This is a genomic window from Caulobacter sp. 17J65-9 (assembly GCF_010975005.1).
Taxonomy (GTDB): domain Bacteria; phylum Pseudomonadota; class Alphaproteobacteria; order Caulobacterales; family Caulobacteraceae; genus 17J80-11.
Genome location: NZ_JAAIVC010000262.1, coordinates 1 through 3,384, shown reverse-complemented (window position 1 = coordinate 3,384; position 3,384 = coordinate 1). Strand labels below are relative to the sequence as shown.

Sequence of the window (3,384 nt, the reverse complement as noted above, 5' to 3'; positions counted from 1 at the left end):
GCCTCCACGCCCACGAGGTGCTGGACACCAGCCCCGAGGCCTTCGAGGCGCGCGAGCCCGGCCGCGGCCGCGCCGCGCGCACGCCCTGGGAGATCCCGGCCAAGGGCTGGACCGACATCGGGTTTCGGGTGGTGCTGGCCTATTTCGGCGACCGGGTCGGCTTCATCGCCGGCGGCGTCACCTTCTTCACCCTGCTGGCCCTGTTCCCAGGCCTGACCGTGTTCGTGACGCTCTACGGCCTGTTCAACGCGCCCGAGACCGCCGTGGGCCACGTGGAGCTGCTGCGCGGGATCGTGCCGGCCGGGGTGCTCGACTTCCTGTCCGGCGAGGTGGTGCGCATCTCCTCAGCCCCGCCGACCGAGCTGGGCGTGACCCTGGTGATCAGCCTGGGCTTCTCGCTGTGGAGCGCCAACGCGGCGGTGAAGTGGCTGGTCTACGGCCTGAACGTCGCCTACCACGAGACCGAGAAGCGCAACTTCTTCCACTACAACCTGCTGACCATGGCCTTCACGGCCGGCGCCCTGGTGTTCGTGCTGATCACCACCTCGCTGGTGGTGATCGCGCCGGTGATCGCCTCGTTCTTCGGCTGGCGCATGGACATAGGCCTCGCCGCCGACCTGCGCTGGCCGCTGCTGTTCGTGGCCTATGTCGGCGCCATGGCGCTCCTCTACCGCCACGGCCCCTGCCGGGCGCGGGCGCGCTGGCGGTGGCTGACGCTGGGCGGCGTGTTCGCCGCGGTGCTGAACATGCTCGGCTCGGCGATCTTCTCGTGGTGGCTGTCCAGCTTCGCCGACTACGCCCGCGTCTACGGCTCGCTGGGCGCGGCCATGGGCTTCATGATGTGGAGCTGGCTCAGCGTCACCGCCATGATCATGGGCGCCGAGCTGAACGCCGAGATGGAGCACCAGACCGCCTGGGACACCACCACCGGCCCGCCCCTGCCCATGGGCGTCCGCGGCGCCCTGGTCGCCGACACGGTCGGCCCCCGCAAGGGCGCGCCCGGCGCGGTGCGCTACACCCTGCAGTACGCCGAGGAGCTGTCGCGCCGGCTGATGCTGAAGCTGGGCAAGCGGCCGGAGGCGTGATCCCGAAAGGCGAAGGCGCGAAGGCCCTGAGGCTGGACCTTCGCGCCGGACCTCAATGCTCGCCCTTCTTCTCCGCCGCCGGGGCGGGGGTTTCAGCGGGCGCCGACGCGGGCTCAGTGGCCTCTTCGGGCACGGCCTCGGCGCTGGACGCCACGGGCTCGCCCGGGGCGGCGGCCTGGCGGCTTTCCTTGGGGCTGCAGCCGGCGGTGACGCTGAGGGCCGCCGCGGCGGCGACGATCGTAACGACGTTAAGCGTACGCATCGGGTCGTCCTCCTTTGCCATGGGAGCGCCCGGGGCGCTCCGCGGAAGCGCCGGCTCAAGGCGCGGCGCGCGGCGAGCTAAGCAGACCGACCGGCGTCGCCGGTACTATCGGAATCTTATGCGGCCACCGGCCCCGCGCGCGCCGAACGGGAAAAGGAAGAACGGCGATGTCGGGAACGCTTCGCCCCGATCGTCCTTCGCTCACCGATCAGCTGATCAAAGGAGGCTCCCATGTACGTCGACGGTTTCGTGATCGCGGTCCCGAAGGACAAGCTCGACGCCTACAAGGCCATGGCGAAGAAGGGCGGCGAGGTGTGGATGGAGCACGGGGCCAAGGCCTACGTCGAGTGCGTGGCCGACGACGTGCCCTACGGCGAGCTGACCAGCTTCCCGCGCGCGGTGCAGGCCAAGGACGACGAGACGGTGATCTTCTCGTGGATCGTCTACGACGACCGCGCCACCCGCGACGCCGTCAACGCCAAGGTCATGGCCGACCCGCGCCTGAAGGCCGAGATGGAGAACATGCCCTTCGACGGCAAGCGCATGATCTACGGCGGGTTCGAGACGATCCTGGTGAGGTAGGGGCCTTCCCTTCTCCCCTTGCGGGAGAAGGTGGCGCGCGGAGCGCGTCGGATGAGGGGTGACGGCGTGACGTCGGAATGGCGTGGCGTCCAGAAGCTCCTCACACCGAAATCTCCGCGCCGACACCCCTCATCCGGCCGGCTCCGCCGGCCACCTTCTCCCGCAAGGGGAGATGGGAAGCTCCGCTTTGCCACACCGCCCAGCTCCCGCTAGAGACCGGCGTTCGCCGTCCGAGAGAGCCCCGCCCGTGACCACCTCCCCCACCGACGCCAAGGCCGTCGTCCGCGCCTATGTCGAGGCCTTCAACGCCGGCGACTTCGCCCGCCTGCGCGGCCTGTTCACCGACGACGCCCTGATCTGGGGCGTGCTGGGCTGGGGGCCGATCGACGAGGTCGTGCCGATCTGGCGCGAGCTGCACGAGGCCCTGGCCCTGGAGCTGACCGTCGAGGCCCTGGCCGCCGACGGCGATACGGTCGCCGCCCGCTACACCGAGCGCGGCCGCTCGCGCGCGCCGTTCCGCGACAAGCCGGCCACCGGCAAGCCCTACGAGCTGGTCGCCATGGAGTTCTTCGAGCTCGAAGGCGGTAGGATCCGCCGCCGCTGGGGCGCCCGCGACGCCGCCAGCCAGGCCCGCCAGCTGGGCTGGTGAGGCGGGGCGCCCCTTCCCTCCTCCCGCAAGGAAGGCGGTGGCTGAAGCGACGCCCCTGTTCTCCGTATGCCCCGACGAAAGTCGGGGCCCAGGTGAAGCCCGCTGACGTTCCGGATGAATCTGGGTCCCGACTTTCGTCGGGACAGACGGATTGAGAACACGTCCAGAAGCCCCGGCAGGTCCCCGCGGGAGAACGAAGCCCCGTCGCCGGTCGCTCCCGACCTCCGCGCAACCCGCCCCGCCGCCCCGAAGTTGACCGCCGCAAGCGTCCGGGGCGTCGGAGGCCACATGTCGCTCGCTCTCTCCAGTCCCGCGCCGCCGCCCTGGGTTCGCTACGGGCTCGCCGTCCTGTTCGTCGCGGCCGCCGCCATCCTGGCCTTCGTGGTCGAGCAACTGGTCGCCCCGCCCAGCCTGGCGCTGATCTTCGTGCTGCCGGTGGTGGTCGCCGCCGCGCGCCTGGGCTTCGGGCCGGCGCTCCTCGCCGTCGCCGGCGGGGCGCTGGCCTTCGACTTCTTCTTCACCCAGCCGGTCTTCTCGTTCCGCATCGCCAGCCCGGCCGACGTCTGGGACGCGGCCCTGCTGCTCCTGATCGCCACCATCGTCAGCTCGATCGCCGCCGACGCGCGACGCCGCGCCGTCGAGGCCGAGCGCGCCGCCGGACAGGCCCGGGCCCTGCAGGCCCTGGCTCACGTGGTCATCGAGGCCCGCCCCATGGCCGACGTCTTCGCCGCCGCCGCCGAGGCCCTGCACGGCCTGTTCCGCGCCCCGGCCGCCGTCTTCGCCGACCAGGACGGCGCCTTCCGCCC

5 protein-coding genes are annotated in these 3,384 nt (G+C 71.5%); 4 read left to right on the top strand and 1 reads right to left on the bottom strand.

All coding sequences use genetic code 11. From position 1 onward, the window contains the following. Positions 1 to 1,085, top strand: a 1,085-nt coding sequence (locus G3573_RS20975) for a YihY/virulence factor BrkB family protein (protein WP_346427427.1), incomplete at its 5' end; no start/stop codon positions are given. Positions 1,086 to 1,137: 52 nt separating this feature from the next. On the opposite strand, the gene G3573_RS20970 is transcribed toward G3573_RS20975, so the two are convergent. After that, positions 1,138 to 1,347 (bottom strand): hypothetical protein, encoded by a 210-nt coding sequence (locus G3573_RS20970; RefSeq protein WP_163263593.1) that lies wholly within the window; start codon positions 1,345 to 1,347, stop codon positions 1,138 to 1,140. 231 nt (positions 1,348 to 1,578) lie between these two features. Between G3573_RS20970 and G3573_RS20965 the strand changes: the two genes are divergently transcribed. The 3 genes from G3573_RS20965 to G3573_RS20955 all read left to right on the top strand — a co-directional run. Continuing rightward, the gene (locus G3573_RS20965; RefSeq protein WP_163263592.1) at positions 1,579 to 1,929 is read left to right on the top strand and encodes a DUF1428 domain-containing protein; all 351 of its coding nucleotides are present in this window, start codon (positions 1,579 to 1,581) and stop codon (positions 1,927 to 1,929) included. Positions 1,930 to 2,176: 247 nt separating this feature from the next. Next, positions 2,177 to 2,578 carry a nuclear transport factor 2 family protein gene (locus G3573_RS20960; RefSeq protein ID WP_205598417.1) on the top strand — a complete coding sequence of 134 codons (402 nt, stop codon included), beginning with the start codon at positions 2,177 to 2,179 and terminating at the stop codon, positions 2,576 to 2,578. A gap of 288 nt (positions 2,579 to 2,866) precedes the next feature. Continuing rightward, positions 2,867 to 3,384: DUF4118 domain-containing protein (locus tag G3573_RS20955; RefSeq protein WP_163263590.1), on the top strand; the 518-nt coding region annotated here is incomplete at its 3' end.